Here is a 26,519-nt window from a genome sequence, read left to right as displayed (position 1 = left end):
ATGAAGGTCTTTCGCGGTTTTAACCATCCCGACAGGGCTGCTCAGTGCGCCCTGACGATTGGTAATTTTGACGGTGTCCACCGCGGCCACCAGGCCATGCTTGCGCTCTTAAAAAATGAAGCGGCGCATCGCGGTGTACCCAGCTGCGTCATGACTTTCGAGCCGCATCCTCGCGATTTTTTTGCCAAGCTGCACAACAAGCCTGAGTTGGCGCCAGCCCGCATTGCCACGCTGCGCGACAAATTGCTAGAGCTTGAGCGTTGCGGTATTGACCAAGTGGTGGTGCTGCCTTTTGACGAACGCTTGGCCAGCCAAACCCCTGAAGACTTCATTCAGCAGGTTTTGGTCAAGGGCTTGGGCGTGAAGTACTTGCTGGTGGGCGACGATTTTCGCTTTGGCGCCAAGCGTGCAGGCGACTACGCCATGCTGGACGCCGCAGGCCAACAGCAAGGCTTTGACGTGGCCCGCATGAACAGCTACGAAGTGCATGGCCTGAGGGTTTCAAGCTCTGCCGTGCGAGATGCCCTCGCCCGAGGCGACATGGAGGGTGTGGCTCGCCTGCTGGGCCGCCCCTACAGCATCAGCGGCCATGTGGTGCATGGCCGCAAACTGGGCCGCGGCTTGGGTGCCTCTCAAGAAGGTGCAGAAGACGGCTTCAGAACCCTCAATTTGCGCTTTAGCCACTGGAAACCAGCGGCCAGCGGTATTTTTAACGTTGAAGTACATGGTTTAACGCCTGAACCCCTGCCAGGTGTGGCCAATTTGGGCATTCGCCCCTCTTTGGACCCTAACGATGTGAACGGCGGCCGCGTTCTGCTTGAAACCCATTGCCTTCATTGGCCGGCCAGCATTGGAGCCGAGGGTGGCTACGGTAAAATCATCCGAGTTGATCTGCTGCACAAGTTACACGACGAACTCAAGTACGACAGCTTGGAAGCCCTCACTTTGGGCATTACCAAGGACTGCGATGATGCGCGTGAATTTTTTGCAAAACGATCTGTCTAATTTTGCAAAAGGGCTCACGCCCTAACCGTGTCGCTTTGAACAATGTCCGAACAAAAAACAAATTACCGTGCCACCCTGAACATGCCCGACACCGCCTTTGCGATGCGCGGCGACTTGCCCAAGCGTGAGCCCGCCTGGGCCAAAGCCTGGAGCGACCAAGGCCTTTACAAAAAACTGCGTGTAGCCCGCAAAGGTGCGCCATTGTTCGTGTTGCACGACGGCCCCCCTTACGCCAATGGCAAATTGCACATTGGTCACGCGCTCAACAAAGTGCTCAAAGACATGATCGTCAAGTCCAAGCAATTGGCAGGCTTTGACGCGCAATACATTCCAGGTTGGGACTGCCACGGTTTGCCCATTGAAAACGCCATTGAAAAATTGCATGGTCGCAAACTCAGCCGCGATGACATGCAGGCCAAGAGCCGCGCCTTTGCCACCGAACAAATCGACCAACAGCGCGAAGACTTCAAACGTTTGGGCGTGCTGGGTGATTGGGAACGTCCTTATCGCACCATGGACTTTGCCAATGAGGCCGGTGAAATCCGCGCCTTCAAACGCGTCATTGAACGCGGCTTTGTCTACCGCGGTTTAAAGCCCGTTTACTGGTGCTTCGATTGCGGCTCCTCTTTGGCCGAATTTGAAATTGAATACGCCGACAAAAAGAGCGATACCCTCGATGTGGCCTTTGAAGCCGCTGACAACACTGCCGTGGCCAAGGCATTTGGCTTGGCTGCTTTGCCCGGACAAGAAAGTGCACCCAAGTCTGCCTTCGCAGTCATCTGGACCACCACTGCCTGGACCCTGCCCGCCAACCAAGCTTTGAACGTCAACCCCGAATTGGTTTACGCCTTAGTCAACACCGACAAAGGTTTGTTGGTCTTGGCTGAATCCTTGGTCGAAAAATGTTTAGAGCGCTACAAGTTGGAAGGCCAAGTGGTGGCCACCACCACGGGCGACAAATTGGGCGGCTTGAATTTCAAGCATCCTTTGTACGACGTGCACGAAGGCTACAAACGCTTCTCACCGGTCTATGTGGCTGAATACGTCAGCGCACAAGACGGTACCGGCGTCGTTCACTCTGCGCCTGCATATGGCGTAGATGACTTTAACTCTTGCGTGGCCAATGGCTTGGCTTATGACGACATCCTGAACCCCGTTCAAGGCAACGGCAGCTACGCAGAAGAACTGCCCCTGTTTGGTGGCATGAACATTTGGAAAGCCTGCCCTCGCATCATCGAAGTGTTGGGTGAGAGCAATCGCTTGATGGCCACTTACGGCATCACCCACAGCTACCCGCACTGCTGGCGCCACAAGACGCCGGTCATTTACCGCGCGGCGGCGCAGTGGTTTGTGCGAATGGACGAAGGCCCTGGCGTCTTCACCAAAGACAAAGCCCCCAAGACCTTGCGTCAGTTGGCACTCGATGCCATCGACCAAACCAATTTCTATCCAGAAAACGGCAAGACGCGTTTGCGCGACATGATTGCCAATCGCCCTGACTGGTGCATTTCACGTCAGCGCAGCTGGGGCGTGCCTGTGCCCTTCTTCTTGCACAAAGACTCTGGCGAGTTGCATCCTCGCACTATGGAGATCTTGGACCAAGCGGCCAACATCGTTGAACAAGGCGGCATTGAAGCTTGGAGCCGCGTCACGGTAGAAGAAATTTTGGGCGCCGCCGATGCCCCCAACTACACCAAGAGCACTGACATTTTGGAAGTGTGGTTTGACTCTGGTTCTACCTTCCAACACGTGCTGCGCGGCAGTCACAAAGATGCATACGATCGCAACCCCTTCCACGACGCGGGCCCAGAAGCCGACCTGTATTTGGAAGGCCATGACCAACACCGCGGCTGGTTCCACAGCTCCTTGCTGCTCGGTTGTGCACTCTACGATCGCGCGCCCTACAAGGGCTTGCTAACCCACGGCTTTGCCACCGATGGCCAAGGCCGCAAGATGAGCAAGAGCTTGGGCAATGTGGTGGCACCCCAAGAGATCAGCGACAAAATGGGCGCAGAAATTGTGCGCTTGTGGGTGGCCTCGACCGACTACTCTGGCGACCTCAACATCGACGACAAAATTTTGGCGCGTGTGGTGGATGCCTATCGCCGCATTCGCAACACCTTGCGTTTCTTGCTGGCCAACGTGAGCGACTTTGACCCTGCCAAAGATGCCGTGGCCGATGCCGACTTGTTAGAAATTGATCGCTTTGCTTTAAGCCGTGTCGCGCAATTGCAAGCCGACATCTTGGCGCACTTCAAGGTGTACGAGTTCCACCCCGTGGTATCCAAGTTGCAGGTGTATTGCTCTGAAGATTTGGGCGCGTTCTATTTGGACGTGCTCAAAGACCGCCTCTACACCAGCGCGCCTAAATCATTGGCACGTCGCTCTGCACAAACGGTGCTCTATCGCACCACGCATGCCATGTTGCGCTTGATGGCGCCGTTCTTGAGCTTTACGGCCGAAGAAGCTTGGCAAACCTTTGGCAGTTCTGAGTCGATCTTCATGGAAACCTTCAGCGATTTGGGCACACCCAATGAAGCGCTGTTGGCCAAGTGGGCCCGCATTCGCGAAATTCGCGATCAGGTCAACAAAGACATCGAAGCCTTGCGCGCAGATGGCAAGGTGGGTGCATCTTTGCAGGCTTCCGTCACGTTGCAAGCGGGCCCTGAAGACCACGCCTTGTTGGCTAGTCTGGGCAATGACCTTAAGTTTGTGTTCATCACCTCACAACTCAACTTGGAAGCCGGCGACAGCCTGGTGGCCAAAGTGGCTGTGAGCCAAGACACCAAATGCGAGCGCTGCTGGCATTACGCCCCTGACGTGGGTGTGAATCCAGCGCACCCCACACTCTGCGGACGTTGCGACAGCAACCTGCATGGCGCGGGTGAAAAGCGTTTGTTCGCTTAAGCAAGATGGCCAAAACAAAGACTGCCTTTAAATCAGGCGCTGGCGTGTGGCTGTGGTTGGGCATTGCGCTCATCACCCTGCTAGTCGACCAGCTCTCCAAAATTGCGGTGGTAGGCGCGTTTCAGTTGGGTGAGACATTGCCCATCACGTCTTATTTCAATTTGGTCAGGGTCCATAACCCGGGCGCAGCGTTTTCTTTCTTGGCAGATGCAGGCGGCTGGCAGCGCTGGTTCTTTACAGGACTGGGTGTGGTGGCTGCTGGTGTGATGGTCTATCTTCTCAAAATGCACACAGGCCAAACCTTGTTCTGCTTGGCTTTGTCTTTGCTGCTAGGTGGTGCCGTGGGCAATGTGATTGACCGCGTGATTTACAGCCACGTGATTGACTTCTTGGACTTCTATTACGGCACGTGGCACTTCCCTGCTTTCAATGTGGCCGACAGTGCTATTTCTGTGGGTGCCGCGCTTTTGATACTGGACGAATTGCTTCGAGTGCGCCGCGGTAAGTGAAAATTAATTAGGCAAGAAAAAAGGGCACTCATCGAAGTACCCTTTTTGTTCTCCAAGACAAATTTCTTTAGAGAAAGTCTCTGGATTAAAGCGTGAGGATGGTGCAACCCGTTGTCTTGCGGGCTTCCAAAGCCTTGTGAGCTTCTTGCACTTGTGCCAAGGGGAAGGTTTGATCAATGTGGATTTTGACCTTGCCGCTTTGCACCACGGCAAACAAATCGTCGGCCATGGCTTGCGTGCTTTCGCGCGTCGTGATGTGGCTGAACAAGGTTTGGCGGGTGACATACAAAGAACCTTTAACGCCCAACACACCAGGCGCAAAGGGCGGTACAGCACCAGAAGCATTGCCAAAGGTGGCCATCAAGCCGAAGGGGCGCAAGCAGTCAAGTGATTTGTCCCAAGTGTCTTTGCCCACTGAGTCATAAACCACTTTCAAGCCTTTGCCACCCGTGATCTCTTTGACGCGGGCCAAGAAATCATCGGTGCTGTAGTTGATGCAGTGCTCTGCGCCATTGGCAACGGCCAATTGGCATTTGGCATCTGAGCCCGCTGTACCGATCATGCGGAAGCCCAAGGCCTTACCCCATTGGCATGCAATGAGGCCGACACCACCCGCAGCTGCATGGAACAACACGTGGTCGCCAGCTTGCAGGCCTTCTGTAGGGCGCGTTTTCATGAGCAGGTATTGGGCCGTCAAACCCTTGAGCATCATGGCGGCGCCAGTTTCAAAAGAGATGTCGTCTGGCAATTTACAAACGCACTTGGCCGGCATGACGCGTTCTTCGCAGTAGCTGCCTGGGGGCTGGCTGGCATAGGCAGCACGGTCGCCCACCTTGAGGTGTGTGACGCCCTCGCCCACGGCTTCCACAATGCCAGAGGCTTCCATGCCCAATTTGAGGGGCATGGGCAAGCTATACAGGCCACTGCGCTGGTACACGTCAATGAAGTTAAGGCCAATGGCTTTGTGGCGAATGCGAATTTCACCGGGGCCGGGTTGGCCTACTGTGACATCCACCAATTTGAGTTGTTCTGGACCACCGTGTTGGTCGATTTGGACGGCTAAGCTCATGAAAGTCTCCGAAAGAAAGTTCGTCAATAGAAATCAGGACACCCTAGACTTTGCCACGAAAAGCGTTGCCCTGTGCGACAGCCAAGTTAAGCAGATGGCGTTAAAGTCGCCGGCATGACACAAAAACTCTCGCCGGGTACGGCCTTGTTGCTAACCGTGCCCCCACTGCTATGGGCAGGCAATGCAGTGGTTGGCCGATTGGTCAGTGATTTGGTTCCCCCTATTACCCTCAATTTTTTGCGATGGCTGATTGCGTTTTTTATCTTATTGCCCCTGGCTGGCAAACTGCTTAAAGCCAGCAGTCCCTTGTGGGCCTCATGGCGGCGTTTTGCCATCTTGAGTTTGTTAGGCGTCGGTTGCTACAACGCACTTCAGTATTTGGCGCTTCAAACCTCTACCCCTCTCAATGTGACTTTGGTGGCAGGCAGTACGCCCGTCTTTATGCTGGCCATGGGCGCTGTGTTTTTCAAAACACCTGTCAGGCCTGCGCAGTGGCTAGGCGCAGCACTCTCGATTGCCGGCGTGGTGGTGGTTTTGTCACGCGGCGATTTTCAGCAGCTGATGCAAGTCAGTTTTGTAGTGGGTGACATTTACATCTTATTGGCCACCGCCTGTTGGGCGCTCTACAGCTGGCTGTTAACGCAGCGCAATGAACCCGATGAAATACGCAACAACTGGGCCATGTTTCTGATGGCCCAAGTCATCTTCGGTTTGGGGTGGGCCGGCATGTTTACCGGTGCAGAGTGGGCTTTGACCGATGCGCACATTGTCTGGGGGCCACCGCTGTTTGCTGCGCTGGCGTTTGTCTCGGTGGGGCCTGCCGTATTGGCTTATCGATGCTGGGGTTTGGGCGTGCAAACAGCAGGACCGGCGGTGGCGGGATTTTTTTCCAACCTCACGCCGCTGTTTGCCGCCATCATGTCCAGCGTGTTCTTGGGCGATTTGCCCAAGGCCTATCACGCCTTGGCGTTTGCTTTAATTGTGAGCGGCATTTTGGTCTCATCACGCCGCCCCACTTAAGCAACTATCAGTAAGTGCCTGGGTAAGCACCGCCATCGGTCAACAAGTTTTGACCGGTGATGTAGGACGCTTGCTGACTACAAATGAAGGCACACAAAGCGCCAAATTCTTCAGGCGTTCCGTACCTTAGCGCAGGAATTTGGGATTGTTGTTGCGCCCGAATCTCGGCAACTGTTTTGCCGCTCTTTTGTGCAGCAGCCTCCACGGTGGTGCGAATGCGGTCGGTGTCAAACTTGCCGGGCAAGATGTTGTTGATGGTGACGCCTTGCGCTGCAATTTTGGTACGGGCTACACCCGCTACAAAACCTGTGAGGCCACTGCGTGCGCCATTGGACAGGCCCAAAATATCGATGGGCGACTTGACCGAACTGGACGTGATGTTGACGATGCGGCCAAAGCCTCGCGCCGCCATGCCATCGACGGTGGCCTTGATCAGTTCAATGGGAGTGAGCATGTTGGCATCGACCGCTTTGATCCATGCTTCGCGGTCCCAATTGCGAAAATCGCCAGGGGGTGGACCGCCTGCATTGGTGACCACAATGTCAAAGTCTTTGCCTGGGCCACCAGGTGCTGAGAACAAGGCTGCACGGCCTGCCTCGGTGGTGATATCGGCTGCAACGCCAATCAGCTTGACGCCCGGTGCTTCTTTTTGCAAATCGGCTACGGTCTTATTCAAGACCTCGGCGCCGCGAGCCACCATGACCACATTGACGCCTTCTAAAGCCAACGCGCGCGCGCAGCCCCAGCCCAGGCCCTTGCTAGCACCACCCACCAGCGCCCATTTACCTTTGATCCCTAAGTCCATGTTGACTCCTTCAATGTTGACAATGAAATGTACAAAATTATTTAAGCGCTTTGGGTGTCTGAGTCACCCAAAAGACCCCACCCAAAACCAAGGCGGTTCCCGCCAAAATCCAGACTGTCAGAGCTTCGTTCAAAAACAAAACCCCCATGATCAGTGTTGACATGGGGCCAATCATGCCAACTTGTGAAGTCAGCCCAGCACCAATGCGCTCGATGGCCATCATGACCATCAGAACAGGCAGCACGGTACAAGCTGTGGCATTCAACACAGACAGACCAATGACCTCGGGTGCCACATGAAGCGCAGAAAGAGGCATAAGCAGCGCAAACTGAAGAATACACAAGAGACAAGCCACTGTGGTGGCCAGCCCTGCCAAGCGCAATGAGCCCAGGCGCTGAACCAACTGGCCGCTGTAACTCAAATAAACGGCATAAGTGGCAGCGCTCAAAAATACCAAAGTTGCGCCCAACACCACGTTGTCGCCCTCCAATGAAATTTCATGGCCAAACACCAGCAGCATGCCGCTGTAGCTGACAGCCATCGCAAGGCCTTGTCGGTAACTGATTTTTCTTTTGTACAAGACCCAGCCTAGCACCAAGACCAAGGTAGGGTTGAGGTACAAAATTAGGCGCTCTAAGGACGCGCTGATGTATTGCAGGCCTAAAAAATCAAGAAAGCTAGACAGGTAATAACCAGAAAAGCCCAAGCCCACCACGCCCCACCAATCACGCCGAGTCAGAGGCGCTTGGCCGCGCCCCGCCCACCAAGCCATTGCCAAGAAAAAAGGCATGGCAAACAACATGCGAAACATCAGCAAGGTGACACCGTCGACACCGTGTCGGTAGGCAAGTTTGACAATGATGGCTTTACCGCTGAACGCGATGGAGCCTGCTGCAGCCAGCAGCAGCCCAGAGGTGAACCGAGAAACTGGCGCTTGGGTCAAAAGCCAGCCGCCTGGCCGTCGCGTCTGGGGTCTGATGCAGCCAAATAGCCTTGGACCTTGGGGTCACCCATGCGCCAAATAAATTGACCTGCTCCGAAATCTTGGTAAGAGTCGTTGATGACTTCCAAGTCGTGGCCCAAATCGTTCAGGCCCTGTACCGTGCTGGAGTCCATATTGGCTTCCACATTGATGGACATGCCGGTGTTGTAACGCCAGCGAGGTGCATCACAAGCCGCTTGTGGGTTTTGTCCGTAATCGAGCATGCGCACCAAAGTCTGCATGTGGCCTTGCGGTTGCATGTTGCCACCCATCACGCCATAGCTCATGACGGGCTGACCGTTTTGAGTCAGGAAAGCTGGAATGATGGTTTGGAAAGGACGCTTGCCAGGTGCCACCAAGTTGGCAGGGTTCAGGCCTTTGGCGTCGGTGCTGAAACCAAAGCCGCGGTTTTGCAAACTGACGCCAAAAGTAGGCTCCACCACACCCGAGCCAAAGCCCATGAAATTGCTTTGAATGAAGCTGACCATCATGCCGTTTTCGTCGGCGGTGGTGAGGTAAATGGTGCCGCCCTTGACCGGGTTGCCTGCCTTGAAGTCTTGCGCTTTTTTCATATCAATGAGCTGAGCACGGCTTTTTAAGTAGGCTGTGTCCAACATTTGAGCTGGCGTGACTTCCATGTGCTTGGGATCGGCGACATACCGGTACACATCGGCGAAGGCCAGTTTCATGGCCTCAATTTGCAAATGTTGAGAATCAACCCCATCGACCTTGAGACTGGCCAAATCGAAATTCTCCAAAATACCCAAGGCAATCAAGGCTGCAATGCCTTGGCCATTGGGTGGAATTTCGTGGAGTGTGTAGCCACGGTAATTTTGGGCAATGGGCTCCACCCATTCTGGTCGGTACTGCGACAAATCTTTCAAAGTCAAAGCACCGCCATGGAGATCAGAAAAACGAACCAAGGCTTCTGCAATTTCGCCTTCGTAAAAAGCACGTCCTTTGGTTTCGGCAATGGCCTTCAAGCCTTTGGCTGCGGCCTTGAATTGAAACAACTCACCCACATTGGGGGCACGACCCCAAGGCAAAAAGCTTTCAGCAAAGCCTGGCAAAGATTGAAGCAGTGGCGTGGCAGCATCCCATTTTTGTTGTACCACGACAGGCACCAAGTAACCACGTTCAGCAATTTCGATGGCAGGCGCCATCAAATCGGCAAAAGGCAATTTGCCAAAACGCTCACTCATAGCTACCCACGAACTGACAGCCCCTGGCACTGTGACAGAGTCCCAGCCGCGCTTGGGTGGATTGACCGAATCCTTGCCATATTTTTGATGGAAGTATTCTGGCGTCCAGGCTTGCGGTGCGGGGCCTGATGCATTCAAGCCATGCAACTTTTCACCATCCCACAAAATACAAAAGGCGTCTGAGCCCAAACCATTGCTGACGGGTTCAACAATGGTCATGGCTGCCGCTGCTGCAATGGCCGCATCGACGGCATTGCCACCTTGCTGCATCATTCTGAGGCCAGCTTGTGCGGCCAAAGGGTGCGACGTAGAAACAATGTTGCGCGCAAAAACGGGCAAACGCGCCGACGAATAAGGGGTGCTGAAATCAAAGCTCATGGGGTCAGTCCAATGTGATTTTGCGTTCGCTGATGATCTTTTTCCATTTGGCTGATTCCGAAGCCAACATGGTGCCAAACTGTGCGGGCGAGGTGCCAATGGGCTCAATGCCCAATCGAAGCAATTTGTCTTTGACTTCGGGATCGCCCAAAGCCTGAAGCGCCGCCGCATTGACGCGGTTCACAATTTCGGGACGCACGCCTGCGGGGCCAAACAAACCAAACCAGGTGTTGGACTCATAGCCGGGCAGCACCTCAGAAATGGCAGGCAAACCAGGGGCCATGCTGGTTCTTTGGGCAGAGGTGACGCCCAACGCGCGCAATCTTCCGTCCTTCACATGGGGCAAGCCTGTGGGCAAAGAATCGAACAGGACATCAATCTTGCCGCTGATCAAATCGGGCATGGCCAGCGCAGTGCCTTTGTAGGGAATGTGCACCACAAACAAACCTGCTTGTGCTTTGAACAATTCGGCCGTGAGTTGAACAATGGTGCCATTGCCGCTAGACGCGTAGTTCAAGCGACCTGGATTTTTCTTGGCGTAATCAATCCACTCTTGAATGGTTTTGGCAGGCGAACTGTTGGGCACCAACATGATGCTGGGCGCATTGCCGACTTGTGCAATGGGCGTGAAATCACGCACTGCGTCGTAAGGCATTTTGGGATTGAGGTTGGGGCCAATGGAGTGGGTACTGGAGGTGGCCAACAGCAATGTGTAGCCATCCGCAGGCGACTTGGCCACCAGGTCAGAGCCCAACGTACCACCGGCACCTGGTTTGTTTTCGACCACCACAGCCGAGCCAATTTTCTCAGCCAATTTTTGAGAAAGCGTACGGGCAAAAATATCAGTTGCACCGCCCGCTGGGAACGGCACCACCAAGCGAATGGGCTTGGTGGGGTATGACATGGGGGTCGTTTGTGCTGAAGCTGACGTGGCCAGCAAAGAGGCGGCTACCGAGACCATCAACACTGCGCCAGTGGCGAAGCCTGCTGAAAGTCGACGTTTTAAATTCAATCTGTACTGCATGATGAAATTCCAAAGACGTGTAAAACCAAACATTGTGTCAGGAAAAGACATCTTGCACCGTCACCTGCGAGATTCACACCCTATTAAGTGCCCATAAAAAAACGGCACCCAGAGGTGCCGTTTTGGTGAGATGCGAAATGCAGATCAATCTTCGACGAAGGCTTCTTCGCGCTTAGATTTGACAGAGGGCAACAACACAATGATGAGCAGTACCGCAGCAGCAGCCAATAAGCTGGCAGACAAGCCGCGCGTGACAAACACGGACCAATCACCGCGAGACAACAGCAGTGCTCGGCGCAAGTTCTCTTCCATCATGGGGCCCAGGATGAAGCCCAACAACAATGGTGCTGGTTCCATGCCCAACTTGATGAACATATAACCAATGACACCAAAGGCACCCACCATCCAAATGTCGAAGGTGTTGTTGTTGGTGGAGTACACACCAATGGCACAGAACAGCACAATGGCTGGGAACAACCAACGGTAAGGCACTGTGAGCAATTTGATCCAGATGCCAATGAGTGGCAAGTTCAAAATAACCAACATCAAATTACCCAACCACATGGAAGCAATCAGACCCCAGAACAACTCTGGATTGCTGGTCATCACTTGAGGACCAGGCTGAATGTTGTGAATGGTCATGGCACCTACCATCAAAGCCATCACGGCATTGGGTGGAATACCCAAAGTGAGCAATGGAATGAAGGAGGTTTGTGAACCTGCATTGTTGGCAGACTCAGGAGCCGCTACACCGCGAATATTGCCTTGGCCGAAGGGCACTTCGCCAGGACGCAATTTGGTTTTCTTCTCAATGGTGTAAGCCGCAAACGCTGCCAACAAAGCACCGCCGCCAGGCAAGATGCCCAAGGCTGAGCCGATGGTGGTTCCGCGCAACACAGCCGGAATCATGTTGCGGAAGTCTTCGCCAGTTGGGAACAAGCCCTTGACTTTGCCAGTGAACACTTCGCGCTTGTCTTCAGGCTGTGACAAGTTGGCAATGATTTCGCCATAACCGAACACACCCATGGCGATGGTAATGAAGCCAATACCGTCTGTGAGTTCAGGAATGTCAAAGCTGTAACGCGCCACGCCGGAGTTCACGTCCGTACCAATGAGGCCCAGAAGCAAGCCCAGCACAATCATGCCCACGGCTTTGATGAGTGAGCCAGAGGCCAACACCACCGCGCCAATCAGGCCCAAGATCATGAGTGAGAAGTACTCTGCAGGTCCAAACTTGAAGGCCACTTCAGTCAGAGGCGCAGCAAAGGCGGCCAAGATCAAAGTACCGACGCAACCGGCAAAGAATGAGCCCAAGCCGGCAGCAGCCAATGCAGGACCCGCTCGACCTTTTCGGGCCATTTGATAGCCGTCAATGACCGTCACCACCGATGAAGACTCGCCAGGCAAGTTGACCAAAATGGCAGTCGTTGAACCACCGTATTGGGCGCCGTAATAAATACCGGCCAACATAATGAGCGCGGCAATGGGCGGCAAAGCATACGTTGCAGGCAACAGCATGGCAATGGTGGCCACAGGACCAATGCCTGGCAACACACCAATCAGGGTGCCGAGCAAACAGCCGATGAAAGCGTAAATCAGATTTTGAAACGTGAACGCAACGCCAAAACCCAGGCTTAAGTTGTTAATCAAGTCCATTTTTTAACTCCTTAACCTGCAATGAAAGTAGGCCACACAGGGAATTGCAATTTAAGCAACACGATGAAGGCCAAGTAACTCATGACAGACAGCACTGTGGCCAGGCCCAGAACTTCTGTCAGTTTGAATTTGTCACCGGCCATGCTGACCACAAGCGTGGTGCCATAAATGGCAACGATCAATCCCATGGCTGGCAATTTGAGGCTGGGCAAACCACCCAGCAAAACACCAAACAACAAATTGCCCGCAATGATGAAGATCAAAGGCTTCCAAGCCAATGAACCCACTGGGTCGCCTGTAGGTGTTTCAACCACCAAGGCTTTGAACAAAATGAACGCACCGATGAGCGTCAAAATGACACCCAACAAAAGTGGGAAATAACCGGGGCCCATTCTGGCACCGGTTCCGATGGTGTAACTTGTTGCGCCATAGGCAAAGGCTGCACCAACCAAGGTGAACACTAAGCCAGAGAAAAAGTCCTTTTGACTCTTGATTTTCACGGGGACACTCCTCCAAAAAGTTTGGGATGCCGAATTGTGGGCCTAAAGCATGGCCCTATTGATGTGGATTTCACCTACGGAAAGGGCCTACAAGGCCCGAAATGCTTGGGTAAACCCTAGGTTTTGCAGGCGTTTATTTGACCAATGGTTTAAAAACACGAAGCCACTTGGTCGCTGGCAATCCAAATCGATTCTCGATGGCCTCTGCTTGGGCCATCAATTCGGCTCGTTTGGGTCGACTGGCTTGTCTTTGGGCCAAGACCACCGTATTGCCCTCGCGTGTCGGCTTGAAGGCCCACAACGCGTCTTCACCAAAAGCCTCGGCCATTTTGGCAACGCTCTGGTCGTAGCTGGCAGAGCGGCCAAACAAATTGACGGTCATGGTGCCTTCTTCGGTGAGCAAGGCGCGGCAGTTTTGATAAAAATCGACGCTGTCGAGCACGGGCGCTGCGGCTTCATGGTCATACAAATCGACATGCAAGACATCCACCGTGCCCTGCCATTCATCGCTTTGAATTTCTTTGGCTGCATCGGCAATGACGACGCGCATCCTGGGCCCATCTTCTGGCAATTTGAACCAACCGCGGCAAGCATGCAACACGCCCGGATTCAACTCGATGGCCGTACAAGTCCAGCGCATTTTTTTATAACAAAACTTGGTCAGGCTGGCTGCACCCAAGCCCAACTGCATGGCATGCCGGCCAGACACTGAGGCTGATTTAAAAAACAAGAGGCCAGCCATCATGCGTTGGATGTACTCCAAGTCCAACTCAAAGGGCTCTTTGATTTTCATGGCGCCCTGAATCCATGGCGTGCCCAAATGCAAGTAGCGAGACTCGCCGTCTTCAGAGAAGTTGACCTCGGGAAGCTCGATGGCTTTGTTTTTTTTCACGGTCATGGAGTTTGAAAAAATTGAAGTTGCGGCAATGCACGCAAAGTATTTTGAAACGTCGCTTGGGCAATGTATTCCAAAGACTCGCTTCTGAGTTGCGCCAGAACTTGTGCAATTTGGGGCAATTGAGAAGGCTCGTTTCTGTTTTGCGGCGCAAGCCCTTGCTCCGATTGTCGCTCCGATTGGGTGCGATACAGCCAATGCGGCGGAATATCGGGCGCATCGGTTTCTAAAACGATGCTGGACAAAGGCAGTTGCGTGGCCAGTCTTCTAATTTGCAATGCGCGGTCAAAGGTCAACGTGCCGCCAAATCCCAAAACGAAGCCAAGTTCAACGAAAGCTTGGGCTTGTTGCAAACTGCCATTGAAAGCATGCGCAATGCCGCCCCGAACGGCGCAGCGCCTTAAACCGCTTAGCAGTTGATCTGCCGATTTGCGCACATGCAAGATAACTGGCAAGTTGTACTTTTGAGCCAGCTTCAATTGGGCTTGGTAAAAGAAAATTTGTTTTTCGCGCATGCTGGGCTCGCACAAAGCAGGGACAAAAAAATCCAAACCAATTTCACCTACAGCCACCATCCGAGGATCAGACAATTCACCCGCTTGATTCACAGCCAAGGCGGCTTGAATGCAACTTTCCAAGGCCAGCAAGTCTTCCGCTTGCGCATGAGGAACATACAGCGGGTGAATGCCCAAGGCGTAGGGTTGATGGAACAACTTGGCCAAGCCTTGAAGGCTCTCAAAGTCTTTGGCTTGCACTGCGGGCATGACACACCACTTCACGCCCTCGTCTTGTGCACGCTTGAAAACGTCAGCACGGTCGACAGAAAACTCAGGCGCATCCAAATGGCAATGGCTGTCGATCCACTGCAGCATCATGTTTGCAGAACGCCCCTGTCTAGTCGCAAGACACGGCTACAGCGGGCAGCCAAATGGGGATCATGCGTGACCACCACAAACGCCGTGCCTTGTTTTTTGGCGGTATCAATCATCAAGTCAAAGACGGACTCTGCGGTGGTTCTGTCTAAGTTACCTGTGGGCTCGTCGGCCAATACGCAAGCGGGTTGCGTCACCATGGCACGCGCAATGGCCACGCGTTGGCGTTCGCCACCAGACAGCTCAGCAGGTTTGTGTGCTGCGCGGTTTTGCAGGCCCACCAATTCGAGCCATTTCATGGCGGTTTCTTGCGCCTCTGCTTGGGTCATGCGGCGAATGGACAAGGGCATGGCCACATTTTCGAGGGCAGTAAATTCAGGCAACAAATGGTGAAACTGATAGACAAAGCCCAACAATTGATTGCGCCTTGCACCCTGCTCTGATGCGCTCAATTGAGACCAATCCAGTCCCTGCAGCATGACTTGACCTTGGGTGGGTTTGTCCAGTCCGCCCATCAAATGCATCAGGGTACTTTTGCCAGAGCCAGAGGCGCCCACAATGGCCACGGTTTCGCCGGCTTCAACGGTGAAGTCAACGCCTTTCAAAACCGTCACATCCAACTGGCCCTCGGCAAATCGCTTGCTCAAGCCCCTGACTTGCAGCACTGGCTTATTCATAACGCAATGCCTCCGCAGGGTTGACTTGGCTGGCACGCCAGCTTGGGTACAAGGTGGCCACAAAAGCCAATATCAAAGAAATGACGGCTACCGGCAAGATGTCTGCCATTTGGGGATCGCTGGGCATTCTGCTGATCAGGTAAATGTCTTTGGGCAAGAAACTGGCGCGGAAAATTGTTTCCAATGCAGGCACGATGACATCGATATTGAAAGCGACCAACAAACCTAGCAGCAGGCCTCCGACTGTGCCAATCACGCCCACCATGGCGCCCTGCACCATGAAAATGCCCATGATGCTTTTGGGACTGGCACCAAGCGTTCGCAAAATAGCAATGTCGGCGCGCTTGTCAGTGACAGACATCACCAAGGTACTGACCAAATTAAAAGCAGCCACCGCCACAATGAGCGTCAGAATGATGAACATCATTCTTTTTTCGACCTGAACCGCTGCAAACCAAGTGCGGTTTTGTTGCGTCCAGTCGCGGATGGCCATGCCAGCCGCCAAGTTGGGCGCCAGTTCGCGCGCCACACTGCGAGCTTCGTGCAAATCTTTGATTTTGAGGCGAACGCCTGTCGGGCCTTCTAGTCTGAAGATTTTGCCGGCATCTTCCACATGCATCATGACCAATGCGGAGTCGTATTCGTAGTGACCCGAATTAAACAAGCCGACCACTTGCATTTGCTTCAAACGCGGCAACACGCCCGCTGGCGTCACTTGTCCGTTGGGTGAGATGAGTGTGACAGGATCGCCTAAGCGAAGACCCAACTGCCGAGCCAAATCCAGACCCAGAACCACGCCAAATTGACCCGGCTTGAGCGCCTCGATGCCAGGCATGTTGTTGCCATTGGCAGCCGGCATGCCCGAGGGCAAGTCAATCACTTGTGGCTCTAAAGCGGGTTCAATGCCGCGCACCAAAACACCCTTCATGTCTTCGCCTCTGGCGAGCAAAGCTTGGGCAGAAATAAAGGGGGCAGCACCCAGCACTTGAGAATTTAGACGCACTTGTTGAAGCGTGCCTTTGGGATCCTCCAAAGCGCCCCCATCTGCTGAGACAATTTCGATGTGCGAGACCACACTGAGCATGCGATCGCGAACTTCTTTTTGGAAGCCGTTCATGACTGACAAAACGATGACCAAAGCCGCAACACCTAAGCCAATGCCCAGCATAGAGACGCCAGAGATGAACGAAATAAAGCCATTTCGGCGCGTGGCCCGGCCCGCGCGGGTATAGCGCCAGCCTAAAACCAACTCGAACGGCATTTCAAATTTCATCTTGCCTATTTTCCTCTAAGAATCTAAATCAAGCCTGAGAGTCACAAGGGGGATTGTGTCATCCCTGACAATAGCACCATGAAAGAAGGTTTAAGCCCAAATCCAACGCCAACCAGCCTGGACGCACAACACAGCATCATTGCCTATGCTTGCAACGCCAATGAGGCGCAATCAGGGGACCTGAATGCATTGTATTTGCCCCATTTGGCAGCACTTTTGGGCAAGATGACTTGTGTCGCCAACGGATTCACCCCATCAGATCGCGAGCACGGCAAACACTCAGAGGCGGCTTACTTGATGCCGCACGAAAGTGCCTTAAACGTGTTTGGCCTCAGCCCACAATGGGGCTCTGAGGCCCTCATCACCCCCTGCCACTGGCAAGTGGGCATGAACGAGGTGGTCATGCTAAACCCCGCAGAAATTCAACTTTCACAAGCGGAATCTCAAGCCCTGCTGTCGGCCATTCAACCTTACTTTGCAGAAGATGGTCTGGAAGTAACGTACGAAAGCCCCTTGGTTTGGCGCGCAAGAGGTCGTTTGTTTGAAGGCTTGCCCTTCGCTGCCTTAGAAAGGGTTGTGGGACAACAAGTCAATGCATGGATGCCTTCCGACGCCAAAGCCAAGCCCTTACAAAGGCTTCAAAGTGAAATGCAGATGTTGCTATATCAGCACCCTGTTAATGACCAGCGCAGTTTGCAAGGCCGGTGGACGGTCAACTCTTTTTGGGTGCATCGGCAAACGGATCAACTCTACGATCTCACTGGCAAAGCCCAGCTTCATCTGGATTTAAAAGAAGCCACACATCAATCGAATGCGGCGCAATGGCGAGAAGGCTGGCAACACTTGGACAACACCGTTTGCAAGTCTTTGCTCAATGCACTGTCGCAACAACAAGAAGTGTCACTCACACTGTGCAGTGCCCATGCTTGGCGTCACTACCGGCCCCAAAAAACATCTTGGCTGAACACTTTCAAAAGCTTGTTCACTTCAACAACCGTCCACAAAGAATTAAGCGCTTTGCTCAAAGACGCCCCCACCTCATGAGTTTTCAAATATTGACGCGCGACGTACCACCTCGCAGTGCTTGGACCCTTGAGCAAGCAGGTATTCATCCATTGCTTTCTAGATTGTTTGCCGCGCGCGGCATCTTGAGTCCAGAAGAACTGGACGATGGTCTGGCCAAATTGTTAGCCCCCAGCACACTCATGGGCACCCAAGAAGCAGCAACGCTTTTGGCCAATGCCATTGCCCAAAATTTAAAGCTGTGCATTGTGGCCGACTACGATTGCGACGGCGCTACCGCCTGCGCGGTCGGTCTTCGCGGTCTGCGCATGTTGGGCGCCCAACACGTCAGCTACATCGTGCCCGATCGGGTGGTCGATGGCTACGGCCTGACGGCCTCCATTGCCAAGCGCGTAAAAGCCTCGGGCGCAGATGTGCTCATCACGGTTGACAACGGCATTGCCAGTCTCGAGGGCGTCGCCACAGCCCAAAGCTTGGGCATGCAGGTACTCATTACTGATCACCATTTGCCAGCCGCCCAGGTGCCTAACGCCGAAGTCATTGTCAACCCCAACCAAGCGGGCTGCGCCTTCGAAAGCAAGTCCTTGGCCGGCGTGGGTGTGATGTTTTATGTGTTGTTGGTTTTGCGCGCAGAACTTCGTCAACGGGGTGTGTTCTCATCAGAAACACAGCCCAAATTGGATGCGCTCTTGCCCCTCGTGGCACTGGGCACTGTGGCCGATGTGGTCAAGCTAGACAACAACAACCGCCGTTTGGTGGCCCAAGGTTTGAAGCGCATTCGCGCGGGTCTTTTGCCTTGTGGCATGCAGTCGCTTTTCAGAGCCGCAGGACGCGAAGCCAAAGTAGCCACCACCTTTGACTTTGGTTTTGCACTGGGTCCTCGCATCAACGCAGCCGGCCGTCTGTCCGACATGACGCTGGGCATTGAATGCCTAACGACCGACGATGCCATGCGCGCCGATGAGCTGGCCAAGCAACTTGACGCCATCAACCGCGAGCGCCGCGACATTGAAGGCGACATGCGCCAGCAGGCCATGGAAATTGCCGAATCTTTGTTTGACGAAAGCGATGAGCCACCGCCCGCCATTTGCGTCTTCGATCCCGATTTTCACGAAGGCATTGTGGGCATTGTGGCTTCCCGCATCAAAGACAAATTTCATCGACCTTGTTTTGTGTTTGCAGCCAGTAACGCGCCAGGCAAGGAACACGAGCTGAAAGGGTCTGGCCGCTCTATTCCTGGCTTTCACTTGCGCGATGCCTTGGACCTGATGGCCAAAAAGTATCCCGACATGTTGCTTCGATTTGGCGGTCACGCCATGGCCGCAGGTTGCACCATTGAAGAAGAAAACTTAGAGCAGTTTGAAACTTGCTTCATGGAAGTGGCCGCGCAACTTTTGTCCCCTGCCACTCTTCAACGCAAGTTAGAAACCGATGGCCCCTTAGATGGGCAATACCGGCGTGCAGAGTTTGTGGAAGTCATGCACCGCGAAGTATGGGGTCAAGGTTTTGCGCCGCCCGTATTCAGCGAAGAAGTGGATGTGTTGTCACAGCGATTGGTGGGCGAAAAACATTTGGCCCTGAAACTCAAGCACCAAGGCCAGCCCGTCGATGGCATTTGGTTTGGTCGAATTGAGCCGCTGCCCGCCCGCGTGAAGCTGGCTTACCGATTGGATGTTGACGAATGGCAAGGCCAAAAACGCGTGCGCTTCTTGGTGGAAGCCGCTGAAATTTAAAAGCCCAAAATTTAAAATTCCAGCGCTGCCCAGTTCAGCTTCGTTTGGCCTGCAGGGCTTTCAACACCGCAGGCGACACCAAGCCTTCTACTTTGCCACCCAATGTTGAGATTTCCCGAACCAAGGTGCTGCTGATGTGTTGCACCGAGGCGCTGGTGTGCAAAAAGATGGTGTCCACCTCGGGTGCCAAGTGTCGGTTCATGCCCGCCATTTGGGTTTCGTAGTCGTAGTCTGTGACCGAGCGCAGACCGCGCACAATGACGCGCGCATTTTGGCTGTGCACAAAGTCGAACAACAAACCTGAAAACGGCACCACACTCACATTGCCAAAATCTTGGGTCACTTCTTGGGCCAAGGCCAAGCGCTCGTCCAAGGTGAACAAGGTTTTTTTGTGATGGGCTGCAGCGACCGCCACCACCACCTTGTCAAACATTTGGGCAGCGCGGTACACCACATCTTCGTGACCCAAAGTGATGGGGTCAAAAGTTCCAGAATAAACAGCAACGACAGATCGGCTCATAGGGGGCTCCTGATCAATTGAAGGGATTATCCCTCGGATGGCCGTTGCAGCAAATGCGCGTGCACGGCACCCGCCTTCATGTGCTTCACGGATACCAAGCCACAGGCCTGAATGGCTTCGTCTTGCCACTTTTGAGGGGCTTCCAAATAGACCCAGCCCTCCGGCGCAACCGCATTGGCCGCAGCTTGCAGTGCCTTTTCAAAAAACAGGGCTTCAAAGGGCGGGTCTAAAAAAACCACATCCAAGCTGCCCGGCGCAATGCGTTGCAGGGCCATCATGGCATCGCCTTTTTGAACTTGCACGGCATGGGCCCCTAGCCGTTTTTGGGTGTCCATCAACAAACTGACCAGCTGGGCGTCTTGTTCAAACATCTGCACAGACTGCGCGCCTCTGGAGGCAGCTTCAAAACCCAGAGCGCCAGTACCAGCAAAAGCATCCACACACTTCCAACCCGTTAAATCTTGGCCCAGCCAATTGAACAGGGTCTCGCGCACACGGTCGGGGGTGGGTCGAAGTCCTGGTTTGTCGATGACTTTGATTTTGGAGCGTTTCCACTGGCCTCCAATGATTCTCAGTTCGTGCGAGGGAGAACCTTTGACAACAGCGATGGTGCCAGGCTTGGCAGGTTTGGAAGGGCTTTGATTCTTGCGCATGGTGCGAAGCTTAACTGCTTGTCAGCCCACTGATTTCATGAAATGAAAAAAAGCTGTTTTTTCACAGAACGAACCTCCGTACAATGCCATTCATGTTCAGTTTCTTCCGCTCCAAACCCAAGAACCCGCCAGCCGATCAAGCGCATGCTACCCCAGAAGGGGCAAAGCCGCCCACAGAATCAGACGCACCGTCCGAATCCAATCGGCAAACTTGGTTTGGCAAACTCAAAGCCGGACTCAAAAAAACGGGTGGCAGTTTGGCCGCTGTCTTCACCGGCACTCAAATTGACGAGGCGCTGTACGAAGAACTGGAAACCGCCCTGCTCATGGCGGACACAGGCGTCAAGGCCACCGAACATTTACTCAATGATCTAAAAGCGCGCGTCAAAGCCAGCAAGGCCACGGAACCCATGGCCGTCAAAGCTTTGCTCACGGATGCCGTGACCGACTTGCTGATGCCTTTGCAAAAACAATTGCAAATTGGCGATCAAAAACCTATGGTCATCATGGTGGCTGGCGTCAATGGCGCAGGTAAAACAACCTCCATCGGCAAACTGACGCACCACATGGCAGAGCAAGGCGCCAGCGTCATGCTTGCAGCGGCAGACACCTTCAGAGCTGCAGCGCGTGAACAGTTGGCGGTCTGGGCCCAACGCAATACCGTCGAAATTATTAGCCAAGAAGGTGGCGATCCGGCCGCGGTCAGTTTTGATGCGGTATCTGCTGGCAAAGCGCGCGGACGCGATGTGGTCTTGGTTGACACTGCGGGCCGTTTGCCCACCCAGCTTCACTTGATGGAAGAACTCAAAAAAATCAAACGCGTGGTGCAAAAGGCGGATGCCCATTCGCCTCACGAAGTTCTGTTGGTCATCGATGGCAACACCGGCCAAAACGCCCTGACCCAAGTTAAAGCATTTGATGAAGCGCTTGGCCTGACGGGTCTGATTGTGACCAAACTCGATGGCACCGCCAAAGGGGGCGTGCTTTGCGCCATTGCCCGAGAAAAACCCATTCCCGTTTATTTCATTGGGGTGGGTGAGCAGTTGGATGATTTGCAAACTTTCGATGCACGAGAGTTTGCGCAGGCGCTGTTGAATTAAAAGCGCGCCGGACTAAAGGGCCTTGGGTCAATGCTGGTCGGCTCGCAAGACATCAACTCCGACAGCAGCACACCCGTTCCTGAACCGGTACTAAAACCAATGTGTTGATGGCCATAAGCCAGCCAAAGTCCCAGAAAGCCAGGCACTTCACCAATGACAGGTCGGCTGTCTGGGGTGGTGGGCCTGGCCCCTAACCAATCGGACCCAGCGATGGATTCTTTCAATGGAAATACTTTGCGTACAGCGATTTCTGCATCTTCCAATTGTTGTGCGTTGAAGGCGGCATGTTGCGCAGCCAGCTCAACGCCTGTGCTTAAACGCATCATTGTTTCGCCCCGATCGTTTTGCATGGGCGACAACACATAAGCGCCCGACGTGTCATAAACAGGCCGTCCCAATTTGATGCCTTCGACTGGCTTGAAATGGCGGTGGTATCCCCGCTCAAATCCCAGAGGGACACGCTTTGGTTGGGGCAGATGACTGGCGGCCAACAGAGCGTCAGACCAAGGCCCCATGGCCACCACCAGGTTGGGCGTGTCATGAACATGGCCAGAAGCTGTATGGCATTGCCAGCCTTCGGACTGTTGCGTGATACCCAGCACAGCATTCATTTGAAATTCACCGCCTGCACGAATGAACTGCTGGGCATACGCTTTCACCAGCGCTCCCGGATTACTGACCGACATGGCGTCTTTGATCCACACTGCATGACTGAACTTGGGCGCAATGTGTGGTTCCAAATCAGTCAAACTCTGAGGGGTCAAGACTTCCATATTCACAGAAAACTCTTGCAAGATGCCCCGTGTCACTGCGCTGCTTGCAAAAGCTTCTGGGTTTGAATAAAGCCACAGCCAACCTTTGTCATGCAATAAGTTTTCTACCTGCGCTTGATGGATCCATGTTGAATGGGTTGCCATGGACAATTGAATCAGGGCGTCTAGTGCCACAGTGCTCACTTCAAATGAAGACGCCTTCGCATGCCACAGAAATTGAAAAAGCCAGGGCCATTGCATCAAGGCACTGGCCCTCAGTTGCAAGGCTGGGCTGGACTTCAACAACATGTGAGGCAGTGCGCGCCAAAGACCAGGTCGGTTGAAGGGCAGCAGGGAACTGCGAGACAAAACGCCGGCATTGCCAAATGAAGTTTCTTCGCCAGGGCCACGCTTGTCGATCAAAGTCACGCGCCAGCCTTTGGCCTGAAGCGCCAACGCACACGACACCCCCACCATGCCGGCACCGAGCACAATCACTTCACGACGGGTATTCAATGAATTCATGGTGATATATAGTTCGTCGAATTTGTTGTGTGCAAAGAATACACGGACAGATACAACTGATCCAGTGATTGGCCATTGAAGGATACCAATGTCACAAACTACCAGGCCACTCATGCGCCTAGCATGGATCGTCTCCAGCGCAATCCTAGCGTGTGCATTGTTGACGCTTTATGCTCTCAAAGACAAAATCTTACTGGGCGCCGAGACCTATGTGTATGGCTATCCGTTGGTCATTATGGATATCACTCGCGCTCAGAGTGCCGCCCACATCGGCCCCGAAAATCAGCTGCGCCGAGTCCGTCAATTTCCAGATGCCAGCTTCAAAGATGTGGTGAGACCCAATGTAGATACCCTCTACACCACGGCTTTCTTGAGCATGAAGCAGGGTCCTTGGATCTTTGAAATGCCAGTGCAGTCCGAGCGCTATGAGCTGATGCCTTTCATGGATGCTTGGACCAATGTGTTTGCCACGCCGGGCACACGAACACGAAAGGGCAATGAATCGATTTATTTATTGGTTGGCCCTAATTGGCAGGGTACCGTACCAGCCCACATGACTTTGTTTCGGTCTCCCACCGACATGGTTTGGCTGATAGGCAGAACGCAAACCAACGGCGTAGCAGATTTTGAAACTGTGCACCGCCTACAAAACGGCTTGAAGCTTTACTCTTTTAAGCACAACCAAACGGCTGAAGAACCAGCAAGCCAAGAAAAGAGCAAACTTTCAGCACAAGGGCTACCCCCAGTTGCTCAAATGAAGGCCCTCAGCACTGCCGCATTTTTTGAAAAACTTTTTCAATTGATGGTGGACAACCCGCCTGCAACTGAAGATGCGCCCCTTTTAACTCGGCTGGCCCATGCTGGCCTCCAACCCGGACCTGATGTACAACTTTCAAGACTGGATGAATTGAGTTTTTCTATCGGTCGGTGGCTGGCCAATCAAAAAATCAAGAACGCCCTTAGCGCCAAAAATACAGATGGCACATGGCGCACGCCGCCCCTTAACTTAGGCCAATACAGCACAGACTACAACACACGCGCAGTCGTAGCCATGGTGGGCTTGGGTGCCAACTTGCCAGAGGATGCGCTCTATCCCAACACAGCGTCAGATGAACAAGGCCAACCTCTGAACGGCAAGCACAAGTACCGGATTCACTTTGCGGCAAACCAATTACCGCCCGTGAATGCCTTCTGGTCATTGACCGCTTATGGCCAAGATGATTTTTTAGTGCGCAATGCCCTTAATCGGTTTGCGTTGGGTGATCGCGATCCACTGCATTTCAATGCAGATGGTTCTTTGGATATTTGGATACAAGACAGTGCGCCGAAAGAACCGCATCGAATGTCTAATTGGTTGCCCATCCAAAAAGACCAGAACTTTTCATTGAACGCGCGCCTTTATTGGCCCAAGCCTGCTGCCTTGAGTGGCACATGGCAAATGCCCAAAGTTGTTCGACTTGAAGATTAAGACTTCAGCCGTTCTTTACTTGGTGGCCATTTTTTGCACGAGGTAAGTCGAAATCAAAGTCTGCAGATAGATTCGGATGTTGGGCGGATTGACTGGGCGACTCAAGGCTTGATAGCTGCCCACAATGGCCAAATAAAGAAGCACAGACAAGTCTCTGGCTTTTTTGGTGTCTTTCACGATGGCCATGAACTTGGACTCAAACAATTTCATCCGCTCGGCATCGATCTCCGCCAACATGTGTGCTGCTTCGGCATTTTGATGACTCAGAGAGCGCAGTGCTTGCTCGAAGCGTAAATTTTCAAGTGTGGCGCCAGCTTGCGTAAACGCAGCGTCCACCACGTCCTCTAAATCTTTGACCGGATCGCCTGAACGTTGTGAATCTAGTTTCTGATCCAAGGAAATTTGCTGCAATTTCCATCGGGCCAACAAACTGGCCATCAGATCGGCATGGTCGGAGAAGTGCCAATAGAAGCTGCCGCGAGTGACTTTGAGCTTTTCGGCAATGCTCTGGACCTTGACGTTTTCAAAGCCGCCAGCCACCACGGCCCAAAAGGCCTGATCCAGCCAATCGTCTCTGGTTAAACGATTGGATTCAGGCAATTCAGCCTTCTTGGTTTTGACTTGTTGTTGAGTTTTCATTCAATGCGTGTTCTGTCTTGGTGCATCATAAATGGCGTCAGACTTACCCTATCTCTAGCGAAAACCCTGAATCGATTCTATCTTTGCCGTGATAGAGTGAATCGTCAATACACAGATGTACTGAATTCCAACCATAAGGAGACAACCATGTTCACATCTCAGCGTTCAAAACCACTTTCAACATTGGTGATGACAACTCTACCCTTGGTCGCCGCCCTCGCAGCCAGCTTCAATGCCAGCGCCGCAGAAAGCTACAAGTTGCGCCAATCACCCGTTGGTAGTTTTGGTGGTGACATTGCAACACCTGCAGATAAACCTGGATTTTTTGGAACAGTCAGCCTGACACAATTGACCATTGAAGGCATCAAAGGCCCAGATGGTGGCGGCTTAACCAAGGCCTCACCGCTTAATTCAACCCCGCTCAGATTGGTCGATCCTAGATTTAACGGTACACCACTTGCTAACGTGCAAGCGAGTGTTGCGCCAGGTTCAGTCGCTCTGACCCAAGACCAAACACAAATCAACATCGCTGGCGGATACCTGACGGAGACCACCTATGGCGATGGCAGAATTGCCTTTGTAGCCAATGTGCCCTTGGTTAAACAAAGCCGTACATTACTGGTGACATATCCAGACGCAACGTTCTCACCGAACGTCGTTCCAGCGGCTAACGCGGCAATGATCAATAACGCCGTTAAAGCTGGCGCAGCAGCCGCTTCGGCTACCGCTACAGGCGATGCTGCTGGCATTGGCGATACCGAACTGTCTGCTGTTTGGGTTCGACACACTGACCGCGTCAAGGTTGCAGCGGGTGTCTCCGTTTTTGTACCGACTGGCAAATACGACGTCGCTAGAGACGCTCTGACGCAAGCCAACCCTGGCTTCGGCAACTTCTACACTGTTCGTCCTGGTGTTGCCTTCACCTACAACCTGAATCCAAATTACTCTCACCAAGATTGGGATGCAGGCGTCACCATCGCCGGCAGATTTGCCTACGGTTTCAACACCGAGAACAAAGACTCTAAATACAAAAGCGGCAACTACATCTATGCAGAAGGCGCTGTGGTGAAGGTCATGGGCGATACAGCCATTGGCTTTAATCTGTTCTCTACTCAGCAGATTACGGATGACTCCTACTCAGGCGCAGACCTCACCAAAACAATCAATGGTCGTTACAAAACCATGGGTGGTGGCCCCTTCGTCTCCTACAAGATTCCAGGTCAAGACATGGGTCTTAATTTCCAAATCAACCGCAACTTCTCTGGGCGCAATGCCATTGACGTGACAAGCTATCAGCTGCGTTTGATCAAGGCTTTTTAAGAACTAAGTTTT

24 protein-coding genes are annotated in these 26,519 nt (G+C 53.3%); 9 read left to right on the top strand and 15 right to left on the bottom strand.

Going from position 1 to position 26,519, the window contains the following annotated elements:
• From AMM03_RS00205 to lspA, 3 genes are read left to right on the top strand one after another with little or no spacing between them, the layout of a single operon-like run.
• Positions 1–1,005, top strand: coding sequence for a bifunctional riboflavin kinase/FAD synthetase (locus AMM03_RS00205; protein WP_090128488.1), 1,005 nt, complete (start codon positions 1–3; stop codon positions 1,003–1,005).
• A gap of 42 nt (positions 1,006–1,047) precedes the next feature.
• Complete coding sequence (ileS, locus tag AMM03_RS00200; protein WP_090128487.1) at positions 1,048–3,912, top strand: isoleucine--tRNA ligase; 2,865 nt, start codon at positions 1,048–1,050, stop codon at positions 3,910–3,912.
• Between the two features lie 5 nt (positions 3,913–3,917).
• A complete protein-coding gene (gene lspA, locus AMM03_RS00195) occupies positions 3,918–4,421 on the top strand; it encodes a signal peptidase II (protein WP_090128486.1) in 504 nt (167 codons plus the stop codon).
• 85 nt (positions 4,422–4,506) lie between these two features.
• Here lspA and AMM03_RS00190 read toward each other — a convergent pair whose 3' ends face one another.
• Positions 4,507–5,490 carry a quinone oxidoreductase family protein gene (locus AMM03_RS00190; RefSeq protein WP_090128485.1) on the bottom strand — a complete coding sequence of 328 codons (984 nt, stop codon included), beginning with the start codon at positions 5,488–5,490 and terminating at the stop codon, positions 4,507–4,509.
• A 114-nt stretch (positions 5,491–5,604) separates the two neighbouring features.
• Here AMM03_RS00190 and AMM03_RS00185 point away from each other — a divergent pair, with 114 nt between their 5' ends.
• Positions 5,605–6,510, top strand: coding sequence for a DMT family transporter (locus AMM03_RS00185; RefSeq protein WP_090128484.1), 906 nt, complete (start codon positions 5,605–5,607; stop codon positions 6,508–6,510).
• Positions 6,511–6,517: 7 nt separating this feature from the next.
• On the opposite strand, the gene AMM03_RS00180 is transcribed toward AMM03_RS00185, so the two are convergent.
• The 10 genes from AMM03_RS00180 to AMM03_RS00135 form a co-directional block, all read right to left on the bottom strand.
• Positions 6,518–7,315 (bottom strand): SDR family oxidoreductase, encoded by a 798-nt coding sequence (locus AMM03_RS00180; RefSeq protein ID WP_090128483.1) that lies wholly within the window; start codon positions 7,313–7,315, stop codon positions 6,518–6,520.
• A 37-nt stretch (positions 7,316–7,352) separates the two neighbouring features.
• Positions 7,353–8,258 (bottom strand): DMT family transporter, encoded by a 906-nt coding sequence (locus tag AMM03_RS00175; RefSeq protein ID WP_090128482.1) that lies wholly within the window; start codon positions 8,256–8,258, stop codon positions 7,353–7,355.
• Entirely contained in the window at positions 8,255–9,877 is a 1,623-nt protein-coding gene (locus tag AMM03_RS00170) for a gamma-glutamyltransferase family protein (RefSeq protein WP_090128481.1), read from the bottom strand. The genes AMM03_RS00175 and AMM03_RS00170 overlap by 4 nt, the downstream gene beginning before the upstream one ends.
• Positions 9,878–9,881: 4 nt before the next feature.
• Positions 9,882–10,838, bottom strand: a complete 957-nt coding sequence (locus AMM03_RS00165; RefSeq protein ID WP_090129250.1) for a Bug family tripartite tricarboxylate transporter substrate binding protein — start codon at positions 10,836–10,838, stop codon at positions 9,882–9,884.
• Between the two features lie 207 nt (positions 10,839–11,045).
• Positions 11,046–12,557 (bottom strand): tripartite tricarboxylate transporter permease, encoded by a 1,512-nt coding sequence (locus AMM03_RS00160; protein ID WP_090128480.1) that lies wholly within the window; start codon positions 12,555–12,557, stop codon positions 11,046–11,048.
• An 11-nt stretch (positions 12,558–12,568) separates the two neighbouring features.
• Positions 12,569–13,057 (bottom strand): tripartite tricarboxylate transporter TctB family protein, encoded by a 489-nt coding sequence (locus tag AMM03_RS00155; RefSeq protein WP_090128479.1) that lies wholly within the window; start codon positions 13,055–13,057, stop codon positions 12,569–12,571.
• Between the two features lie 133 nt (positions 13,058–13,190).
• A complete protein-coding gene (locus AMM03_RS00150; protein WP_090128478.1) occupies positions 13,191–13,955 on the bottom strand; it encodes a class I SAM-dependent methyltransferase in 765 nt (254 codons plus the stop codon).
• On the bottom strand, positions 13,952–14,824 hold the full coding sequence (locus tag AMM03_RS00145; protein ID WP_090129249.1) for a TatD family hydrolase: 873 nt from the start codon (positions 14,822–14,824) through the stop codon (positions 13,952–13,954). The genes AMM03_RS00150 and AMM03_RS00145 overlap by 4 nt, the downstream gene beginning before the upstream one ends.
• Positions 14,824–15,501 (bottom strand): lipoprotein-releasing ABC transporter ATP-binding protein LolD, encoded by a 678-nt coding sequence (gene lolD / locus AMM03_RS00140; RefSeq protein ID WP_090128477.1) that lies wholly within the window; start codon positions 15,499–15,501, stop codon positions 14,824–14,826. The genes AMM03_RS00145 and lolD overlap by 1 nt, the downstream gene beginning before the upstream one ends.
• Complete coding sequence (locus tag AMM03_RS00135) at positions 15,494–16,774, bottom strand: lipoprotein-releasing ABC transporter permease subunit (protein ID WP_090128476.1); 1,281 nt, start codon at positions 16,772–16,774, stop codon at positions 15,494–15,496. Before AMM03_RS00135 ends, lolD begins: the two co-directional genes overlap by 8 nt.
• Positions 16,775–16,852: 78 nt before the next feature.
• Between AMM03_RS00135 and AMM03_RS00130 the strand changes: the two genes are divergently transcribed.
• Together AMM03_RS00130 and recJ are read left to right on the top strand one after the other, a co-directional pair.
• Complete coding sequence (locus tag AMM03_RS00130) at positions 16,853–17,818, top strand: hypothetical protein (RefSeq protein ID WP_090128475.1); 966 nt, start codon at positions 16,853–16,855, stop codon at positions 17,816–17,818.
• Positions 17,815–19,530 carry a single-stranded-DNA-specific exonuclease RecJ gene (recJ, locus tag AMM03_RS00125; RefSeq protein ID WP_090128474.1) on the top strand — a complete coding sequence of 572 codons (1,716 nt, stop codon included), beginning with the start codon at positions 17,815–17,817 and terminating at the stop codon, positions 19,528–19,530. Before AMM03_RS00130 ends, recJ begins: the two co-directional genes overlap by 4 nt.
• 34 nt (positions 19,531–19,564) lie before the next feature.
• On the opposite strand, the gene coaD is transcribed toward recJ, so the two are convergent.
• Positions 19,565–20,050 (bottom strand): pantetheine-phosphate adenylyltransferase, encoded by a 486-nt coding sequence (gene coaD, locus AMM03_RS00120; protein ID WP_090128473.1) that lies wholly within the window; start codon positions 20,048–20,050, stop codon positions 19,565–19,567.
• A gap of 26 nt (positions 20,051–20,076) precedes the next feature.
• Positions 20,077–20,703: a 16S rRNA (guanine(966)-N(2))-methyltransferase RsmD gene (rsmD, locus tag AMM03_RS00115; protein WP_090128472.1), complete on the bottom strand. Its 627-nt coding sequence runs from the start codon at positions 20,701–20,703 to the stop codon at positions 20,077–20,079.
• A 92-nt stretch (positions 20,704–20,795) separates the two neighbouring features.
• Here rsmD and ftsY point away from each other — a divergent pair, with 92 nt between their 5' ends.
• The gene (ftsY, locus tag AMM03_RS00110; RefSeq protein ID WP_090129248.1) at positions 20,796–21,803 is read left to right on the top strand and encodes a signal recognition particle-docking protein FtsY; all 1,008 of its coding nucleotides are present in this window, start codon (positions 20,796–20,798) and stop codon (positions 21,801–21,803) included.
• Here ftsY and AMM03_RS00105 read toward each other — a convergent pair.
• Positions 21,800–23,080, bottom strand: coding sequence for an NAD(P)/FAD-dependent oxidoreductase (locus AMM03_RS00105; RefSeq protein ID WP_194942700.1), 1,281 nt, complete (start codon positions 23,078–23,080; stop codon positions 21,800–21,802). The two genes, ftsY and AMM03_RS00105, sit on opposite strands and share 4 nt — an antisense overlap.
• A gap of 88 nt (positions 23,081–23,168) precedes the next feature.
• Here AMM03_RS00105 and AMM03_RS00100 point away from each other — a divergent pair, with 88 nt between their 5' ends.
• Complete coding sequence (locus AMM03_RS00100) at positions 23,169–24,548, top strand: DUF1254 domain-containing protein (protein ID WP_090128470.1); 1,380 nt, start codon at positions 23,169–23,171, stop codon at positions 24,546–24,548.
• Between the two features lie 15 nt (positions 24,549–24,563).
• On the opposite strand, the gene AMM03_RS00095 is transcribed toward AMM03_RS00100, so the two are convergent.
• A complete protein-coding gene (locus tag AMM03_RS00095) occupies positions 24,564–25,187 on the bottom strand; it encodes a TetR/AcrR family transcriptional regulator (protein WP_090128469.1) in 624 nt (207 codons plus the stop codon).
• Positions 25,188–25,334: 147 nt separating this feature from the next.
• Here AMM03_RS00095 and AMM03_RS00090 point away from each other — a divergent pair, with 147 nt between their 5' ends.
• Positions 25,335–26,507 (top strand): SphA family protein, encoded by a 1,173-nt coding sequence (locus tag AMM03_RS00090; protein WP_194942699.1) that lies wholly within the window; start codon positions 25,335–25,337, stop codon positions 26,505–26,507.
• The last annotated feature ends 12 nt before the right edge of the window (positions 26,508–26,519 follow it).

Origin of the sequence: Limnohabitans sp. Rim11 (assembly GCF_001269365.1) — a bacterium.
Taxonomy (GTDB): domain Bacteria; phylum Pseudomonadota; class Gammaproteobacteria; order Burkholderiales; family Burkholderiaceae_C; genus Limnohabitans_A.
This window is presented reverse-complemented; position numbering and strand designations above follow the sequence as displayed.